The organism is Streptomyces sp. NPDC047974 (genome assembly GCF_040653375.1).
GTDB lineage: Bacteria > Actinomycetota > Actinomycetes > Streptomycetales > Streptomycetaceae > Streptomyces.
This window is the reverse complement of sequence record NZ_JBEZNU010000026.1, coordinates 1-17,914: the sequence shown is the minus strand read 5'-3', so window position 1 is coordinate 17,914 and position 17,914 is coordinate 1. Positions and strand designations below refer to the sequence as shown.

Sequence of the window (17,914 nt, the reverse complement as noted above, 5' to 3'; positions counted from 1 at the left end):
TAAGCAACGCGTAAGTAAAGGCCGACCCATGAAGACACGCCGGGTCCGTGGCCCTCGCCTCTTTCCGCCAGGCAGTACTGGCAGACGCAGGTTGAGGGCTACGGCTCTTTCCACGCTCATAGCGTTCTTCCTCATGCTCACCACCGAGACGGCGATGGCCACCGGAGCCGTCCTCGAACCGGTGCGCATGCCCGAGATGTCCCTCTCGGGCCTGTGGAAGTGGCTGAAGAGCGACGATCCCCTCGACACCCCCGACCAGCAGGGCGGCACCGCCCGCGGCAAGAGCCACAAGGCGTCCGCGGACGCCACCAGCGCCGACGGCGGCGCCGGGCGCAAGACGGGCAGGGGCAAGGGCGAACTCGCGCCCTTCCAGCGCGAGACCGCCGACCCCGCCGAGACCCGCACCGGCAAGGCGCCGGGCGACGCCGAGAGCTTCGACGAGCGCACCAGCAAGCGGGACGCCAAGAAGTCCACGGCCACCTCGGACCACTACGTCAACGCCGACGGCTCCACCAGCGTCCGCCACTACGCCGGTCGGACCAACTTCAAGACCGCCGACGGCACCTGGAAGCCGATCGACACGACCCTGACCGAGGACAAGGACGGCCGCCTCCAGCAGACGGCCAACTCCCTCGACGTCGAGTTCGCGCCGACCGCCGCCGACAAGGCCCTCGCCTCCGTCGACTTCGGCAAGGGCCGCAGTCTGGCCTACGCCCTGCGGGACGCGGCCGGGAGCGAGCCCGTCGTCGACGAGAACGGCACGGTCACCTACGCCGGGGTCCTCCCCGACACCGACGTGCAGCTCGTGCCGCTCGCCGAGGGCTTCAAGGAGAACGTCGTCCTGCGCTCCCCGCAGGCCGCGAACTCCTGGACCTTCCCCCTCGACGTGAAGGGCCTCACCCCGCGCGTCGCCGCCGACGGCGACGTCGAGTTCACCGACGCCGACGGGAAGGTCACCGCGACCATCCCGCACGCGTACATGGAGGACTCCAAGGTCGACCCGCGCTCGGGCGACGCCGCCCAGTCGCGGAACGTCTCCTACGAGCTGACCACCGTCGACGGCAAGCCGGCCCTGCGGATGACCGCCGACCGCGCCTGGCTCGACGACCCGGCGCGCGTCTACCCGGTGACCGTGGACCCGACCATCACCGCGTCGAACTCCACGTACACGCAGAACACCATCGGCGGGGACCACTCCACCGAGACCCAGATCAAGGTCGGCTCGTACGACTCGGGCACGAACAAGACCAACTCGTTCCTGCAGTTCAGCACCCTGGGCACCACGCTCGCCGGGCAGCGGGTCACCGCCGCCAGCCTGAACGTGTACGCCCTGTGGTCCTCGACCTGCGCCGCCCAGTCGTTCTCGGTCCACCCGATCACGCAGTCGTGGACGCCGTCCGGCGTCACCGCGTACCCCGGCCCGTCCTTCGGCGCCTCGATCGGCTCGGCCACCCCGGCGCCCGGAGCCTCCTGCTCCAACAGCTCCGGCTCGGCGAGCGTCGGCGTCAAGATGCCGGTGACGCTGTCGACCACCTGGTTCAACAACGTCGCCGGCGGCGCGGCCAACTACGGCCTCGCGCTCACCGCGCCGACCAACGACATGCTCCACTGGAAGAAGTTCCACTCGGACAACTCGGCGACCGCCGGCTTCCGCCCGGCCCTGGTCCTGACCTACACGCCGAACACGGCGCCGCAGATCAACGCCCAGTACCCGCCGGCGAACTTCCAGGTCAACACCCTCCAGCCGGAGCTGCTGGCCTACGCGAGCGACGCCGACAGCGGCCCGAGCCCGCTCTCGTACACCTTCGAGGTCTACGACGGCGACACCGGCGCCCTGGTGGTCAGCTCCGGCTCGATCGCCAAGAACAGCTGGAAGGTGCCCGCCGGAAAGCTGACCTGGGCGAAGAGCTACGACTGGTACGTGGCCGCCGCCGACGGCATGTCGGAGGTCGTGGAGGCCAGCAGCCTCACCACGACCGTGCCGCAGCCGCCGGTCACCTCGGGCCTGTCGATGAACACCGACGGCCACGAGTTCGACCCCTCGGACGGCAACTACACGACCGAGGACACCGACGCCGACGTGCCGGTCATCGGCCCGTCCCTGGAGATCGACCGCTCCTACAACAGCCTCGACCCGCGCGTGGACTCCGCGTTCGGCGCCGGCTGGTCGACGATCGCCGACATGAAGGCCGTCGAGGCCAAGGACAGCGCCGGTGTCGTCACCAGCGTGATCATCACCTACCCGGGTGGTGAGCAGGTCGCCTTCGGCCGCAACGCCGACGGCACCTTCGTGCCCCCGCTGGGCCGCTACGCCCGCCTCGCGGCGGTCACCGGCGGCTACGCGCTCACGGACAAGGACTTCACGGAGTACGCCTTCAAGCAGGCGACCGCGAAGGCCGGCACCTACGCGCTGAGCTCGATCAAGGACTACGCCGGCCGTACGGAGACCTTCACCTACGACGCGAACAAGCGTCTGACGAAGATCACCAACGTCACGTCCAAGCGGAACCTGGGCTTCACCTGGTACCAGCCCGCCAACGCGACCGCCTGGCACGTCCAGACCGTCTACACGGACCAGGCCACCGTCGGCGACGCGAACTCGGTCCAGACCTGGCAGTACACCCACACCGGTGACCAGCTCACCAAGGTGTGCCCGCCGGCCGACTGGTCGAAGTGCACCACGTACACCTACGCGACCGGCAACCACTACCGCACCACGGTCCTGGACGCCGACCCGTTCGCGTACTGGCGCCTCGGCGAGACCTCCGGCACGGTGACGAAGGACGCCCTCGACGCCAACCAGGGCCAGTACAACGGCACGTACAAGAACGTGACGCTGGGCGGCAGCTCCGTGCTGGCCGGCTCCACGCAGAAGACGGCCACGTTCAACGGCACCACCTCGTACGTCGAGATCCCGGCCTCGCCGGGCGCCACGCCCTCGTACACGACGGTCTCGCTCTGGTTCAAGACCACCCAGGCCGGCGGTGTCCTCTTCTACTACGGCGACAAGCCGCTGAGCGACCCGGACCCGGTCGTCAACACCCTGAAGAACACGCCGGCGCTGTACGTGGGCACGGACGGGAAGCTGCGCGGCTGCCTGGCCACCGGCGCCTGCGGCACCACCATCACCTCCGCCGCCTCCGTCAACGACGGACAGTGGCACCAGGCGGTCCTGACGGGCGCGGGCAGCACCCAGACGCTCTACCTGGACGGTGTGGCGCAGGGCACCAAGGCCGGTGAGATCAAGGACTGGAACACCCCCTACATCGCCTTCGGCGCCGGTGTGAACAACCGCGGCTGGCCGGCGATGAACGCCGGTGACCAGCTCGGCCACTTCGCCGGACAGCTGGCCGAGGTGGCCATCCACGCCGAGCCGCTGCCGGCGGACGTGATCTCCACGCAGTACCAGGCCGCCAAGCGGTCCGCCGGACTGCTCCAGAAGATCACCACGCCCAACCTGAAGACCCAGGCGTCGGTCGTCTACGACACCACCGACGACCGCGTCCTCCAGGCCACCGACGGCAACGGCGGCACCTGGAAGCTCAACCCGCCGACCATCACCGGCTCGTCCCAGGTCTACCGCTCCGCCGTCATGGGCTCCGCCCCGGCCGGCTACTGGCGCCTGGACGACACCCAGGGCGCGGCCCAGGCCGCGAACCAGCTGAACACCGGGTTCGGCACCTACAACACGGTGATCCAGGGCGCGGAGGGCCCCTTCGGCGCGGACGACGCGCCCGCGGCGCTCTTCGACGGCACCGGCTCCTACCTGGAGCTGCCGCACGACACCTGGCACCAGACGCAGGACCGCTCGGTCGAGGCGTGGTTCAAGACCACCGAGGCCGGCGTGATCATGGCCGACCAGGCCCGCGCGATCAACGACCCGCTGGGCGTCGGCGGCGCGTACAGCGACCTGCTGTACGTCGGCACCGACGGCAAGCTGCGCGGCCACTGGTGGGCCAGCACCTGCGGCAGCAACAACACCACGATGGCGTCCAAGGGCGTCGTGACGGACGACAAGTGGCACCACGCCGTGCTGTCCGCCACCGGCACCACCCAGACGCTGTACCTGGACGGTGTGAAGGAGGGCGTCTGCACCGGCGCGGCCAACAGCCAGACGACCGGCCGCACCTACGTCGGCGCCGGCTTCTCCAGCAACTGGACGAGCGCCCCGACCGGCATCGGCTACTTCACCGGTTCCATCGCCGAGGTCGCCGTCTACACCAAGGGCCTGGCCGAGGCCGAGGTCGCCGCCCACTGGTCGGGCTACAAGGCCTCCTCCGGCATCGCCCCGGTCAAGACGGTCAAGCTGACCGACCCGACGGACAAGACCCTCACCTACGTGTACGACGCCGAGATGGGCAACCGCCTGCTCGCCGCGATCGACACCGAGGGCGCCCGCACCACCTACGGGTACGACACCGGCGGCTTCCTGCACACCGTCACGGACGCCAACGGCAACCGCTCGATCACCGGCCACGACGTGCGCGGCAACGCGGTCTCCCAGACCACCTGCCAGAACACCGCGGCCAACAAGTGCTCGACGGAGTACTTCACCTACTATCCGGACGCGACCACGGCCTTCCCGCCGATGGACCTGCGCAACGACCTCATGCTCACCGAGCGCGACGGCCGTTCCTCGGGCCCGACGGACAACGCGTACCTGACCAGCTACAGCTACGACACCGGCGGCAACCTGCTGTCGGTGACCACGCCCCCGGTGGCCGGACACCCGAACGGCCGGACCGCGTCGACCACGTACACCACCGCCACCACCCCGGCGGCGGAGGGCGGCACGGCGGTCGCTCCGGCGGGCCTCGTGGCGCAGGTCGTCACGCCGGGCGGCCGGAAGACCACGTACACCTACTACGCCAACGGCGACCTGGCCCGGATCACCGACGCCAACGGCGCCAAGGCCGAGTACACGTACGACAACCTGGGCCGCGAGATCTCCAAGAAGGAGGTCTCGGACGCGAACCCGACCGGTCTCGTCACGACCCAGACGTACGACAAGAACGACCAGGTCCTCACCGAGACGACCCCGGCCGTCACCAACCGGGTGACCGGCGCGAAGCACCAGGCGAAGACCACCACGGCCTACGACCCCGACGGCAACATCCTGTCGCAGTCGATCGTGGACCTCACCGGCGGTGACACGGCCCGCGTCACCTCGATGACGTACGACGCCCACAACCAGCTGGCGAGCCGGACGGACCCGGGCGGCGACACCACGTCGTTCGAGTACGACGCCTACGGCAACAAGGTGAAGGAGACCGACCCCGCGGGGACGGTCAACACCTACACCTTCGACGGCGAGCAGCGACCGCTCACCACCAACCTGCTGAACTACACCGGCGACCCGTACAACCCCTCGCCGGCGACCACGCTCGTCCAGGAGTCCCGGGCCTACGACCCGGCCGGCCGCCTCGCGTCGATCACCGACCCGATGGGCTGGCAGACGGCGTACACCTACACCGACGACGGCCTGTCGGCCAGTGTGGTCCGCAAGGACCCCGCGACCGGCAAGTCCTTCACGGAGCAGGCGAACACCTACGACGCCGCCGGCAACCTGATCGAGCAGATCACCAACGACGGGCAGACCCGCACCACCTTCACGGTGGACGCGGCCGACCGCACCGTCTCCGAGGTCCTCGACCCGAACGGGCTCGCCCGGACGACGACGGTCGGCTACGACCCGGACGACAACGTGGTGACCGAGACGGACCGGGACCCGGCGACGGGTGACGTGTCCACCACGGACACCCGGTACGACGCCCTGGGCAACATCACCGGCACCACCGTCCACGACGGCACCACGGCCCCGGTGGCCCGCTACAAGCTGGACGAGACCACCGGCTTCGGCCTCGCGGACTCCTCCGGCGCGAACAACACCGGCAGCCACGGCACCGGCATGCACTGGAACACCGACCGGGGCGGCAGCGCCGTCTTCGACGGCAACGCCGAATCGTGGGCGCAGACCGACGGCCCCGTGGTGAACACCGCGGGCAGCTTCACCGTCTCCGCCTGGGTCAAGCTGACGTCCACGGCCGCCAACCGGACCTTCCTCGCGCAGGACGGCAAGGAGGCCTCCGGCTTCCAGCTGTACTACTCGACCGGCTTCGGCTGGACCTTCAACCGGCACGCGACCGACACGTACGACCCGGCGATCGTGCGGGTGTCCTCGGGCACGGCCGCGGTCGCGGTCAACACGTGGACGCACCTGGTCGGCGTGTACGACCAGGCGAGCTCCAAGCTGCGCCTGTACGTGAACGGCGTCGAGACCGGCACGGCCGCGACCTTCGGCACCCCGTGGGAGGCCACCGGTCCGCTGCAGGTCGGCCGCCGCTGGTACAAGGGCGCCTACGCGGAGAACCACCTCGGCGGCCTGGACGACGTCCAGGTCTACTCCGAGGCCCTCACCCCGACGCAGGTCACCGCGCTCAAGGGCGGCACCCTGCCGGCCGCGGGCAGCTCGGTCCGCACCACGTCCTGGAAGCTGGACCAGCGGGGTCTGCCGCTGTCCCAGACGGACACCGCGGGCAACGTCACCGACTACGGGTACGACGAGATCGGCCAGCAGACCTCGGTCACCGAACCGGCCGTCATGGCGGAGCAGAACGGCGGGACCCCGGTCTCCGTCCGCCCCGTCACGATGACCGGCTACAACACCTTCGGCGAGCCGACGGAGTCCTCGGACCCGCTCGGCAACGTGGTGACGACGGCGTACGACGCCGAGGGCCAGGAGTCCTCGACCACCACGCCGGAGTACCTGGCACCGGGTGCCACCACCCCGATCAGGGCCACGGCCTACAACGAGTACAACAAGCTCGGACAGGTCACGGCCGAGGTCGACCCCCTCGGCAACCGCACCACGTACGCGTACACGCAGTTGGGCGACCTGGCCTCGGTCACCGAGCCCGGCGGCGGCACGACGCGGTACACGTGGGACGCCAACGGCGACCAGCTGTCGGCCACCCGGCCGAACGGCGCCCGCCAGGAGTCGACCTACGACTACCTGGGCCGTGAGCTGACCAGCACGGACATCGTGCGCCAGCCCACGCAGCGGGCCTACACGGCGATCAACGAGTACAACGCGCCGGGCGGCGAGCTGTCCCGCGTGGTCTCGCCGCAGGGCGTCGCGGAGTCGTACAAGTACAACGCCGTGGGTGAGGTCACCGAGGTGACCGACAGCGCGGGCAAGGTCTCACGCTTCACCTACGACATGGACGGCCAGCCCCTCACGGCCACCGAGCCCGACGCCACCGGCACCCGCAACACGTACGACGGTTACGGCCAGCTGGTGACGACGGAGGACCTGGACGAGACGGGTGCCGTGCTGCGCACGGCCCGGACCGGTTACGACCGGGCCGGGAACATGGTCTCGGCGACCGATCACCGCGGTCACACCAAGACCTTCACGTACGACGCCTCGGGTCTGATCACCAAGGTCGTCGAGCCGGTCTCCGCGACCGAGTCGATCACCACGACCTACGGGTACGACGCGGCGGGCAACCAGACCCGCTTCACCGACGGACGGGGCAACCCGTTCCTGACGACGTACAACACGTGGGGTCTGCCGGAGAACCAGATCGAGCCGTCGACGCCGGCGCATCCGGACCTCGCGGACCGGACGTTCACGGCCGTCTACGACGGTGGCGGCAGGATCAAGGAGTCGCGTTCCCCGGGCGGGGTGGCGATCTCCTTCGAGTACGACGTGAAGAGCCGGCTGGTCCGCCAGTCGGGCACGGGTGCGGAGGCCGCCACGGCCGACCACACGTACACGTACGACGCGGACGACCGGGTCACGGAGGTCGCGGGGCTCGGCACGGAGAAGAACACCTTCTCCTACGACGACCGCGGTCTGCTGCTGACGGCGAACGGCCCGTCGGGCGCCTCGTCCTTCGCGTACGACGGCGACGGCGGGATGACCTCCCGCACCGACGCCTCGGGCACGTCGACCTTCGGCTACGACACCGCCGGGCGTCTGAAGACGCTCGACGACGGTGCCACCGGCTCGACGGCGACGTACGGCTACGACGTCAACAGCAACGTGACGTCGATCGACTACGGCACGGGCAAGGCGAAGCGCGCCTTCGGGTACGACAAGCTGGAGCGCCCGGTCAGTGACACGCTGACGTCGCCGACCGGCAAGACGCTCGCGTCCTTCACCTACGGGTGGGACGCGGACGACAACCTGACGTCGAAGACGACGGCGGGGCTCACCGGCTCGACGGCCAACACGTACACGTACGACTGGGCCGACCGCGTCACGTCCTGGAACAACGGGACGACGACCGAGCTGTACGGCTACGACGCGTCCGGCAACCGGACCCGGGTGGGTGGCGACACCTACACCTACGACGCCCGGAACCGGCTCACGTCGGACGGCCACAGCGCCTACACGTACACCGCGCGCGGCACGCTGAGCTCGGTGACGGACGAGGCCAGCCGCGTCACGAACATGAAGGTCGACGCCTTCAACCGGGTCATCCAGGAGGGGAACCGCACCTACACCTACGACGGTCTCGACCGGGTCCTGAACGCCAAGGACGAGACGGGCAGCGCGCTCTACTCGTTCCAGTACGCCGGCGCCGGCAACGACGTGGCCTCGGACGGAGTGACGTCCTACAGCCGCGACGCGGCGGGCGGCCTGGTCGGCGTGAAGACGGCGGCCTCCGCGGTCCTCGCCCTCACGGACCTGCACACCGACGTGGTGGCGCAGTTCACCACGACGGGCGAGGCGCTCGCCGGTTCGACGACGTACAGCCCCTTCGGCAAGGTCCTCCAGACCGCCGGAATGGCCGGTGCGCTCGGCTACCAGTCCGGCTGGACCGACCCGGCGACGGCGAAGGTCAACATGGCCGCGCGCTGGTACTCACCGGAGACCGGCCAGTTCAACAGCCGTGACACCGTCGGCCTCAGCGGGATCCCGAGCTCGATCTCGGCGAACCGGTACGCGTACGCGGACGGCAACCCGATGACGGGCATGGACCCGACCGGCCACTGGCCGAGCTGGGCCGACAAGATCGTCAAGAAGGTCACGAAGAAGGTCAAGAAGACCGTCAAGTCGGCCTACAAGAAGGTCAAGAAGGCCGTCAAGAAGGTCGCCAAGGTCGTCAAGAAGGCCGCGAAGAAGGTCAAGCGGGCCGTCAAGAAGGCGGTGAAGCGCGCCAAGCGGGCGGTGAGAAAGGCCGTCCGGTACGTCGCCGACAGCGTCCGGAAGGTCAAGAGATACGTCAAACGCGTCTACAAGCGCGTGAAACGTGTCGCCCACAAGGTCGTCAAGCACGTCAAGAAGGCGGTCCGCAAGGTCGCCAAGGCCGTGAAGCACGTCGCCAAGAAGGTGGTCAAGGCAGCCAAGAAGGTCGGCCGGGCCGTCAAGAAGGCGGCGAAGGCGACAGCCAACTTCGTCAAGCAGCACGCCTCGACCATCGCCGCGGTGGCCACCGGCATCGCCGTCTTCGCGGGCTGCACCGCGATCACGGCCGGTGTGGGTGCCGTCGGCTGCGCCGCCCTCGCGGGCGCGGCGGCCAACGGCGTCGGCTACATGATGAGCGACGGTCCGAAGTCGGTCGGCGGCTTCCTCGGCGCGGTCGCCATCGGCGCCGTGACCGGCGCGGCCGGCGGCGTCGGCGGACGCCTCGCGGCGAGCGCCGCGGGCAAGCTGCTCTCCGGCACGGCCGGCAAGATCGCGACGAACGTCGCGGAGGAAGCCGGTGGTGAGGCCCTCACGGGCGCGGTCGAGTACGGCACCTCCTGTGTGAACAGCGAGGAGGGCTGCTCGGTCGCCGGAGCCGCGAAGGCGGCGACGATCGGCGCGGTCATGGGCGGTGCGTTCGGCGCGAAGGGCAAGGCCAACGGTCCGAAGACGAAGGACTCCCCGTCGCCGGACGGCGGCTCGGGCCCGGGTTGCCGGATCCGGAACCCTCGCACGCCGCACAGCTTCACCGCGAAGACGCCGGTGCTTCTCGCCGACGGAGGCACCAAGCCGATCTCCGACGTCAAGGCCGGGGACAAGGTGCTCACGGCCGAGCCCGGCAAGACGACCAAGGAGGTCCACGAGGTCAAGGAGGTGATCGTCACCAAGACCGACCGTCACTACGTTGACGTCACCATCATGACGAAGGCCGGCCGGAAGACGATCGAGACCACCGAGCACCACCAGTTCTACGAGTCCACCCGCAACGCCTGGACGCAGGCGGGCGACCTCCAGGTGGGCCAGAAGCTCCAGAACGGCGAGGGCGCCCCGGCGGCGATCGTCGAGGTCAAGTCGTACAAGGCCGACCGGACCACGTACGACCTGAGTGTCGAGGGTCTGCACACCTACTTCGTGGTCGCGGGCTCGTCGGCGACGACGGCGGAGACGGCGTCGGGTTCCGGCTCCGGCTCGGACGGAGTCGATCCTCGGTCCGCGGTCCTCGTCCACAACTGCAACACGAACGGCGAGGCCGAGGTCCGTATCCCCGACTGGGCCACGAACGACCAGGCGGACCAGTTCTCCGCCTACGTGGACGCGACGAACGCCGCGATCGCCGCGGGCAAGATGTCGCCGACCGGCCGGGTCTCCACCAAGGGCAAGGTCCGGAGGGAAGCGGCCCGCGAGGCGAAGAAGGAACGCAAGCGGGCCGAGGACGCCGGGACTCCCTACACTGGGGTGGCCGGACACGCGCCCGATGCCATGTGGCTGGGACACGGAAAGCCGCCGACCTGGATCGACATGGACCTGGAGGTCAACAGCAGCCTCTCAGGACAGGGGCAGCGCTGCCCCGTCGGCTGCAAGCCCAAGAAGTTCGTGCTGGTCGACAACAGGAACCAAGCGAGTACGCCATGACCGACTGGACTGACGAGTTGCGCCGGATGCGCTCCGCCAAGGAGCGTGTGCGGGCGTTCGACGCCGACGAACTCTGGCGTTTCGAGGAGCCGCGTCCTCCTGCGGACGCGGACCGTCTGCGCGAGGTGGCGCGACGGCTCGGCCACGAGCTCGACCGGGAGTACGTCTCCTTCCTGCTCGAAGCGGACGGCTGGCCTGCGCTCATGCAGGACGTCGACCTCTTCGGCACGGAGGAGCTGCTTGGCTCGCCCGCTCTGGAGACGGCTCGGCGACTGGTGGCCACGCTCGAACCCGATGTGCTCACGCAGTCGGGGCTCGACCGTGACGCCTTGCTGCCCATCGCCGCCTCGACCACCACGATCGACTTCTTCGTGATGCCCGTCGCCCCGGCGGACGGGCCGGCTCCGGTGATCTGGATCGCCGGAGCCGAGGTCGAGCGGTACACCTCGTTCTCCGATTTCTTCCGGCACATGACCGAGGAGAACCTCGACGAGGCGGAAAGCCTCCGAGCGGAGAACGCGGAGAACGCGGAGAACGCGGAGAACGCGGAGAACGCGGAGAACGCGGAGAACGCGGAGGGCGACGACTGACGAGCGGTTGACCCCGTTCGGCGGTCTGCCGCTCGGGTCGAACCACGGCGGCCCGTCCCGAAGCCATCGGGGCGGGCCGCTTCGGCTTGTCAGCCCGTCTTCGTCCAGTCCCCGCAGCCCGCCGTCTTGAAGTACGCGTCCTTCGCGGTGACCTTGACGACGGCCGTGCCCGTCACGTTGTCGTTGGCGAGGATCGAGTCGACGCCGTGGGTCGCGTCCTTGGCGCGCTCCCAGTAGCACTCCGCGTCCTTGTTGCCGGTGGACTTGTAGGTGCCGGGGGCGATGTCGACGCCGACCTTGAGCATGCCGGCGGAGCCCTTGAGGGTGGTGCCGGAGGGGGTGCCCGCGGCCTTGGGGTCGACGGCCTCCCAGGTGCCGCAGCTCGTGGACTTGAAGAGCTTGTCGGAGGCCTTGATCTCGACGTAGGCCGTCCCGGTCACGTTGTCGTTCGCGAGGATCGAGTCGACCTCGCCGCTCGCGTCCTTGGCCCGCTCCCAGTAGCACTCCGCGTCCTTGTTGCCCGTCGAGCGGTAGAGCCCGGGCTTCACGTCGGAGCCGACCTCGAAGTCGCCGTCGCCGTCCACGGTGGCGGCCTTCGGCTTCTCGGGGGCCTTGGACTCCGGGGCCTTGTCGCCGGAGGCGGCCGGGGCGGAGGACTTCGCCTCGGGGGTCTTGGTGTCCTCGCCGCCGCCCCCGCCCATCGCCGCGCCGATGGCGACGACGACCACGACCGCGCCGGCCGCGGTGAGGACCTTGTGGCGGGCGAACCAGTTGCGCTGCTGCGTCTGCGACTTCGACATGGCTGTGAACACCTTTCAGGTGTCGAGGAGGATTCCTGTGGACTCCGTGCTTCGATGACGTAATCACAGCAGAGCTTGTGAACCGAGTCAACCATGTTCACGAATTTCGGATCGACTCACACCGTGAACGGGGTTCGTCGGTATGCTCGGTGTGCTCGGTGTTCCCCACACGACGGACGGAGGGTTCAGGTGCCCGAGGACAGCGCTACAGAGGTCACCGCCGCCGGCATCGCCCGGCTCGCGGGCGTCGGCAGGGCCGCCGTCAGCAACTGGCGCCGCCGCCACGCCGACTTCCCCAAGCCGGTGGGCGGCACCGACACCAGCCCCTCCTTCTCCCTCGAAGAGGTCGAGAGCTGGCTCCGCGACCAGGGCAAGCTCGCCGAGGTCCCGCTCCGCGAGCGCGTCTGGCAGCAGCTCGCCGGACACCCCGCCGGCGCCGTCGCCGGACTCGTCCACACCGGCGGCGTCCTGCTGCTCCTGCGCGAGCGCGCCCCCGCCCTCGCCGCCCTGACGGCCCTGCCCGACGCGCGGCTCGCCGACGCCCTGCCCGGCGCCCTCGAAGAGGTCCTCACCCTGCGCCTCGGCGTCCCGCGGGCCGTACGCACCCCCACCGCCGCCGAACTGGCCCCCGCCGTGCCCCTGCTGCGCGCCGCCACCGAGCTCGCCGCCGAGCTGGGCGGCCCCCGCCAGTGCTTCGAGTTCCTCCTCGGCCGCCACCTGGACGCCAACCCGCGCCAGTACACGCTCACCCCGCCGCCGCTCGCCGAGCTGATGGCCACCCTCGCCGCCGCCGTGACCGCCGACGCCGGCGACCCGCCCGCGACCCTCTTCCTCGACCCCGCCTCCGGCACCGGCGGCCTGCTCCGCGCCGCCGCCCACCCGGCCGAACTCGCCCTCCAGGACGCCGACCCCGAACTGGCCGCGCTCTCCGCGCTCCGCCTCGCCCTCCACGGCGACGCCGACATCCGCTCCGCCGCCGGGGACACCCTCCGCGCCGACGCCTTCCCCGCCCTGCGCGCCGACACCGTCCTCGCCCACCCGCCGTTCAACGAGCGCGCCTGGGGCCACGACGAACTCGCCTACGACCCCCGCTGGGAGTACGGCTTCCCGGCCCGCACCGAGTCCGAGCTCGCCTGGGTCCAGCACGCCCTGGCCCGGCTCCGCGACGGAGGCACCGCCGTCCTCCTCATGCCCCCCGCCGTCGCCTCCCGCCGCTCCGGCCGGCGCGTCCGCGCCGACCTGCTGCGCCGCGGCGCCCTGCGGGCCGTCGTCGCCCTCCCGGCGGGCGCCGCGCCCCCGTACGGCATCCCCCTGCACCTGTGGGTCCTGGTCCGCCCGGCCCCCGACCGCCGCCCCCCGGCCGAGGCCCTCTTCGTCGACACCGCCGGGCTCGTGCCCGACGCGGGCCGCGACAAGCTCCCGTGGACCGCGCTGCAGAGCGCGGTCCTCGACGCCTGGGCCGGCCGCACCGCCGACGAGTCCGTCGCCCGCGCCGTCCCCGTCATCGAACTCCTCGACGACGAGGTCGACCTGGCCCCCGCCCGCTACCTCGCCGCCCCCGACGCCGGCGGCTCCGCCCCCGAACTGGCCGCCGTCCGCGACCGCCTGGACGAGACCCTGCGCCGCACCCTCGGCGCCGTGCCCCGGCCCGTGCCCACCCCGCCCGAGCCCCGCCCGCTCACCACCGTCGGCGAACTGGCCCGCACCGGCGCCCTCCGGCTCCACACCGGCGGCCAGGGCACCGCCCCCGCGGGCCGCGAGGTCCCCGTCCTCACCGAGCACGACGTCCTCACCGGCGCCGCCCCCTCTGGCACCCTCCCGGAGGCCGCCGACGGCCACGCCGAGGAAGCGGTCCTCGTCGCCGAGGGCGACGTCGTCGTGCCCGTCCTCGGCGGCGGACCGTCCGCCCGGGTCGTCGACGCCGCCACCGCCGGCGCCGCCCTCGGCCGCAGCCTCCAGCTGCTCCGCCCCGACCCGGCCGCCCTCGACCCGTGGTTCCTCGCCGGCTTCCTGCGCGGCACCGCCAACAACCGGCAGGCCAGCAGCTTCGCCTCGACCGCCACCCGGCTCGACGTCCGCCGCCTCCAACTGCCCCGGCTGCCGCTCGCGGACCAGCGCCGGCACGGCGTGCAGTACCGCGCCCTCGCCGACTTCGAGGAGGCCCTGCGGCTCGCCGCCCGCCTGGGCGAACAGCTCGTCCAGGGCCTGTACGACGGCCTCGCCGACGGGAGCGTCCGGTCCGAGTGACGGCCGACGGCCGGTCCCTTACCCTCGAAGCCTGATCAGCTTCCTGGGGGGAAACGCATGTACGGACCGTCGCCCGATCCCGCGCCGAGACCGGGCGGTTCGTCCGCCGGGGCCATCGCCGTCCGCGTGCTCCTCACCGTCCTCGTCGTCGTCTCCCTCGGCTTCCTCGCCTGGGTCGCGATGCTCCGGATCGCGATCATGCGCCGCACGGGCCGGGACTGGGCCCTCTTCTGGGCCCACCTCGTCCTCAACATCGCGTGCGTGGTCCCGCTCGAACAGCGCTTCGCCGACACGTGGATGAACACGGCGGGCATGATCGTGCTGCTCGTCCAGATGGTCGCGGTGGTCTGCTACTACCTCATCGTCGACACCCGCCACCACCACGCCCCCGCCCCGGCCCCGGCTCCGCCCGCGCCCGCGCCCGTACCCGGGTACGGCTACCCGCCCGCGCACCCGGGCCCGGCGACCACGGTCCCGAGCCCCTACGCACAGCAGCAGGCCAACCCGTACGCGCAGACGCCGCCCGCCCCGGCCGCCCCGCCCGCCCCGCCGTCCCCCCGCATCGACCAGGTCCGGGCCGAACTGGACGAGCTGAGCGACCTCCTCCGCAAGGAGGAGGACAGATGAACGGCCGGGTCGTCGGCGGCCGGTACGAGCTGGCCACCGTCCTCGGCCAGGGCGGCATGGGCCAGGTGTGGACCGCGTACGACAACCGCCTCGACCGCCGGGTGGCGGTCAAGCTCCTCAGCCCGGCCGCCCTCACCGGCCCGCGCACCGCCGCCGACGAGCTGCGCCGCCGCTTCGTCCGCGAGTGCCGGGTCACGGCCCACGTCGACCACCCCGGCCTGGTCACCGTCCACGACGCCGGCAGCGACGGCGACGACCTCTACCTCGTCATGCAGTACGTCGACGGCGCCGACCTCGCCGACCACCTCGCCGAACACGACCCGTACCCCTGGGAGTGGGCGGTCTGCGTCGCCGCCCAGGTGTGCGCGGTGCTCGCCGCCGTCCACGCCGTCCCGATCGTCCACCGCGACCTCAAGCCGCGGAACGTGATGATCCGCCCCGACGGCACCCTCACCGTCCTCGACCTCGGCGTCGCCTCCGTCCTGGACTCCGACACCACCCGCCTCACCCACACCGGCGAACCCATCGGCAGCCCCGCCTACATGGCGCCCGAGCAGGCCATGGGCGGCGCCGTCGGACCGCGCACCGACCTCTACGCCCTCGGCGTGCTGCTCCACGAACTCCTCTCCGGGAACGTGCCGTTCGCCGGCTCCACCGCCCTCGGCGTCCTCCACCGCCACCTCCACGAGCCGCCGCTCCCGCTCCGCCAGGTCCGCCCCGAGGTCCCCGAGGCCCTCGAAGCCCTCGTCCTGCGGCTCCTCGCCAAGGACCCGGCCGACCGCCCGTCCGGCGCGCACGAGGTGTACGAGGCACTGCTGCCGCTGCTCCCCGCGCGCGGCGTCCCCTCCGGACCCATGGACCCCACCCGCCCCTTCCTGCGCCCGCACGCGCCCTGGCCGGCCACCCCCGGCCCCCCGCGGATCCAGCCCCCGCAGCTCCAGTCGCCGGCCCGGCCGTCGGGCCGGCCCCCGTCCGCGCCGCCCGCCGTCGCGGACCCCCGGATCTCCGTCCCCGCGCAGCCCCCGGCCCCCGTACCCGTCCCCGCCCCCGCGCCCCGGGGCGCGGACGTCGCGGGCGCCGTGGAGGAGGTGAAGCGGCTCCTCGGCGAGGGCGCCCTCACCCAGGCCGTCGACGTCCTCGGCGGGATCCTCCCGACCGCCGCCGCCGAGCACGGCGAGGGCTCCCCGGTCGTCCGCATCCTGCGCAAGCAGTACGCCTCCACCCTCCTCGACGACGGCCAGTACCGGCGCGCCCTGCCCGAGCTGCGCCGGCTCGCCGCCGACGACCCGGGCAACGCCCAGTTCGGCTACGACATCGCGCTCTGCCTGGAGCAGCTCGGCGAGACCACCGAGGCGCTCGCCGCCTTCCGCGCGGTCCTCCCCGCCTTCGAGCAGGGCGCCGCGCAGGACCCCGGCCGGGCCTTCGACATCCGGCGCCGCACCGGGCTCATGCTCCTCGCGGCCGGCCGGCACGCGGAGGGCCAGGCGGAGCTGCACCGGCTCCTCCTGGACGCGGAGCGGCTCTACGGGGCGTACCACCCGCTCGCGGCGGAGCTGCGCCGCGCGCTGGAGCACCAGCGCCAACTCGGGCGCCATGCCTGACCTTTCCGGCCGATAAGCGGTGGGCGCGGGCGGAAGGGGTCGCGTACGGTCGGAAGCGTGACACTTCCTTCCGTTCCTTCCGTCCAGCTGAACCACACCGTCGTCTTCTCCTCCGACCGCTCCGCCTCCGCGGACTTCCTCGCCGGGATCCTCGGCCTCCAGGTGGGCGCCCCCTTCGGCCCGTTCCTCCCCGTCGACCTCGCCAACGGCGTGACGCTCGACTTCTACCAGGCGCCCGAGGGCCCGATCCAGGGCCAGCACTACGCCTTCCTCGTCCGGGACGAGGACTTCGACGCGATGATCGGCCGCCTGGAGGCGGCCGGGGTCACCTACTTCGCGGACCCGGCCCACCGGCAGCCGCACGAGGTGAACGGCCTCTTCGGCGGCCGGGGCGCGTATTTCGACGACCCGGACGGGCACAACATGGAGATCATGACGGTGCCGTACGTGCGGCCCTGACCCCGGCGGGCGCGGCGGGGCGGGCGCGGCGGGGCGGACACCCCGTCAGAATCACGACTCCACAACGTGAGGGGTGCGGGAACCCCAAGGTCACGATTGTCTGTTTTGCGGGTTGTAATGTTCGCGTCTGATCACGTCCGCGCCAATCAAGGACCCTTCATGACGACGCCGTCCACCCCCGCCGTGCCCGAGTCCGCTGCCGCCCCCGCTCCCGAGGCCCCCAAGAGCAAGAAGGCCCTCAAGAAGGTCGGCGGCATCGTCGTGGCGATCGTCATCGCCGTGGCCGTGAAGCTCGGACTGCCCTACCTCACGGGCGACGCGCCGGTGCACGCCAAGGTCGGCGAGTGCGTGGTCGTGACCGGCGCGGAGAACGACCCGAAGGTCGACACGGCGGACTGCTCCTCCGGCAAGGCCGACCTGTACAAGGTCGAGAAGGTCTTCGAGGACACCTTCGACCTGGCGAAGTGCGGCGAGGAGCTCTCGGCGCTGGCGCAGCAGCTCGACTCGGACAAGTTCGTCCTGTGCCTGTCCGAGGTCAAGAAGTAGGCACCCGCCTCCAAGGAGGCGAGGGGAACGGCCGGGAGCGGAAGCTCCCGGCCGTTCCGTTTTGCGCCCGCCGGGGCGGAGGGTTCCACCGGGTCGTGAGAGTCCGCGGGGCGGCGGTGCGCGAGATCTCCCAGGGACGTCGTACACGTCCAGGCCGGCGCCGGCGATGCGGCCCTCGCGCAGGGCGTCCAGGAGGGCGTCCTGGTCGATCAGGCC

At 71.4% G+C, this 17,914-nt stretch carries 8 protein-coding genes and 1 pseudogene; 7 read left to right on the top strand and 2 right to left on the bottom strand.

The window, feature by feature from the left end; genetic code table 11:
* Positions 1-133: 133 nt before the first annotated feature.
* Together AB0E19_RS29625 and AB0E19_RS29620 are read left to right on the top strand one after the other, a co-directional pair.
* Positions 134-10,828, top strand: coding sequence for a LamG-like jellyroll fold domain-containing protein (locus tag AB0E19_RS29625; protein WP_362185264.1), 10,695 nt, complete (start codon positions 134-136; stop codon positions 10,826-10,828).
* Positions 10,825-11,418 (top strand): SMI1/KNR4 family protein, encoded by a 594-nt coding sequence (locus AB0E19_RS29620; RefSeq protein ID WP_362185263.1) that lies wholly within the window; start codon positions 10,825-10,827, stop codon positions 11,416-11,418. The genes AB0E19_RS29625 and AB0E19_RS29620 overlap by 4 nt, the downstream gene beginning before the upstream one ends.
* A gap of 89 nt (positions 11,419-11,507) precedes the next feature.
* Here AB0E19_RS29620 and AB0E19_RS29615 read toward each other — a convergent pair whose 3' ends face one another.
* Positions 11,508-12,218: a hypothetical protein gene (locus AB0E19_RS29615; protein WP_362185262.1), complete on the bottom strand. Its 711-nt coding sequence runs from the start codon at positions 12,216-12,218 to the stop codon at positions 11,508-11,510.
* A gap of 189 nt (positions 12,219-12,407) precedes the next feature.
* On the opposite strand from AB0E19_RS29615, the gene AB0E19_RS29610 reads away from it, so the two are divergent.
* From AB0E19_RS29610 to AB0E19_RS29590, 5 genes are all read left to right on the top strand, one after another.
* Positions 12,408-14,465 carry an N-6 DNA methylase gene (locus AB0E19_RS29610; RefSeq protein WP_362185261.1) on the top strand — a complete coding sequence of 686 codons (2,058 nt, stop codon included), beginning with the start codon at positions 12,408-12,410 and terminating at the stop codon, positions 14,463-14,465.
* Between the two features lie 57 nt (positions 14,466-14,522).
* Positions 14,523-15,092, top strand: a complete 570-nt coding sequence (locus tag AB0E19_RS29605; protein WP_362185260.1) for a hypothetical protein — start codon at positions 14,523-14,525, stop codon at positions 15,090-15,092.
* Positions 15,089-16,693 (top strand): protein kinase, encoded by a 1,605-nt coding sequence (locus AB0E19_RS29600; RefSeq protein WP_362185259.1) that lies wholly within the window; start codon positions 15,089-15,091, stop codon positions 16,691-16,693. The genes AB0E19_RS29605 and AB0E19_RS29600 overlap by 4 nt, the downstream gene beginning before the upstream one ends.
* Before the next feature lie 57 nt (positions 16,694-16,750).
* Positions 16,751-17,152 carry a VOC family protein gene (locus tag AB0E19_RS29595; protein ID WP_360607708.1) on the top strand — a complete coding sequence of 134 codons (402 nt, stop codon included), beginning with the start codon at positions 16,751-16,753 and terminating at the stop codon, positions 17,150-17,152.
* Between the two features lie 159 nt (positions 17,153-17,311).
* Positions 17,312-17,698, top strand: a complete 387-nt coding sequence (locus AB0E19_RS29590; protein WP_362185258.1) for a hypothetical protein — start codon at positions 17,312-17,314, stop codon at positions 17,696-17,698.
* A 138-nt stretch (positions 17,699-17,836) separates the two neighbouring features.
* Here the strand turns inward: AB0E19_RS29590 and AB0E19_RS29585 are convergent.
* Positions 17,837-17,914: pseudogene (locus AB0E19_RS29585) on the bottom strand (NAD(P)-dependent oxidoreductase); the annotation flags it as partial.